1 protein-coding gene is annotated in these 646 nt (G+C 67.6%); it reads left to right on the top strand.

Annotated elements, in window-relative coordinates:
• Positions 1-646 (top strand): ABC transporter permease (locus EN969_RS34110; RefSeq protein WP_164758800.1); only part of this gene is annotated, 646 nt, incomplete at both ends.

Raw genomic sequence — 646 nt, 5'->3', positions numbered from 1 at the left:
AGGGCTGAAGGACGCTCCGCTGATCGGCGTCGCCATACTGCTCGGCTCGATCGGCATCTATGCGCTGCTCGGGGCGCTGATCCATCTGCGCAATTTGCCGTCGATCGTGGTGACGCTCGGCATGAGCTTCGTCTGGCAGGGGCTGGCCATTCTCGTGCTGCCCAAGCCGGGCGGCAAGGCGCCGGACTGGCTGCTCGGGCTGATGGCGTTCAAGCCGCCTTTTGTGCCGTTCCCGATCATTGCGGCGCTGCTGATCGGCCTCATCGTCCATTTCGGCCTTATGCGCACCTCCTACGGCGTGATCTTGCGCGGCTCGGGCGGCAATCCGGCGGCGCTCGGTCGCGCCGGCTGGTCGCTGCTCCGAACCAAGATTGTGCTGTTTGCGCTCGCCGGCCTGTTCGGCGTGCTGTCCGGCATGGCGCTGATCGGTATCACCACCTCGGCCGACGCCAATATCGGCAATGGCTACACGCTGCTGGCGATCGCCGGCGTCATCCTCGGCGGCGGCGAATTCGTCGGCGGCCGGGTGTCGCCGATCGGTGCGGTGATCGGCGCGCTGACGCTGGCGCTGGCCGCCTCGCCGCTGCTCACCTTCATGCACATCCCGCCGGACTGGCAGGTGGCCGCCAACGGCGCCATCCTGATC

The sequence above is a fragment of the Mesorhizobium sp. M7A.F.Ca.CA.003.01.2.1 genome (genome assembly GCF_003998945.1).
Classification (GTDB): Bacteria; Pseudomonadota; Alphaproteobacteria; order Rhizobiales; family Rhizobiaceae; genus Mesorhizobium; species Mesorhizobium ciceri.
Note: the sequence above shows the minus strand (reverse complement) of the source record. Positions and strands in the feature narration are given on the sequence as shown.